Raw genomic sequence first — 971 nt, 5'->3', positions numbered from 1 at the left:
CAAGATTTTGCTAAAAATTAAGCAAAGATCTTAGCAACAACACCAGCGCCTACTGTACGGCCACCTTCACGGATAGCAAAACGTAGACCTTCGTCCATTGCGATTGGAGCGATTAGCTCAACAACCATTTGGATGTTGTCGCCTGGCATTACCATTTCTACGCCTTCTGGTAGAGAGATATCACCAGTTACGTCAGTTGTACGGAAGTAGAACTGTGGACGGTAGCCTTTGAAGAACGGAGTATGACGGCCGCCTTCGTCTTTAGAAAGTACGTATACTTCAGACTCAAACTTAGTGTGTGGGTTGATAGAACCTTTAGCAGCAAGTACTTGGCCACGTTCAACGTCATCACGCTTAGTACCACGTAGAAGTGCACCAACGTTCTCACCTGCACGACCTTCGTCAAGCAGTTTACGGAACATTTCAACACCAGTACAAGTAGTAGTCGTTGTTTCTTTGATACCAACGATTTCGATCTCGTCACCTACACGTAGGATACCGCGCTCGATACGACCAGTAACAACTGTACCACGACCTTGAATTGAGAATACATCTTCAATTGGTAGTAGGAACGGTTGGTCAACTGCACGCTCTGGAAGTGGAATGTAAGAATCTAGTGCTTCTGCAAGCTCAACGATCTTGTCTTCCCACTGCTTTTCGCCGTTTAGAGCGCCAAGTGCAGAACCTTGGATGACTGGAAGGTCATCTCCTGGGTATTCGTACTCAGAAAGAAGTTCACGAACTTCCATTTCTACTAGCTCAAGTAGCTCTTCGTCATCAACCATGTCACATTTGTTCATGAATACGATGATGTAAGGGATACCAACTTGACGACCAAGTAGGATGTGCTCACGAGTTTGTGGCATAGGGCCATCTGTTGCAGCAACAACTAGGATGCCGCCATCCATTTGAGCAGCACCAGTGATCATGTTTTTAACATAATCCGCGTGTCCAGGACAGTCTACGTGTGC

The 971-nt window shown here is 46.2% G+C and carries 1 protein-coding gene; it reads right to left on the bottom strand.

Annotated features, from left to right (window positions below; all coding sequences use genetic code 11):
• Positions 1-17: 17 nt before the first annotated feature.
• Positions 18-971: elongation factor Tu (gene tuf / locus M9196_RS23245; RefSeq protein ID WP_250619878.1), on the bottom strand; the 954-nt coding region annotated here is incomplete at its 5' end.

The organism is Vibrio methylphosphonaticus (assembly GCF_023634655.1).
Classification (GTDB): domain Bacteria; phylum Pseudomonadota; class Gammaproteobacteria; order Enterobacterales; family Vibrionaceae; genus Vibrio; species Vibrio methylphosphonaticus.
Note: the sequence above shows the minus strand (reverse complement) of the source record. Positions and strands in the feature narration are given on the sequence as shown.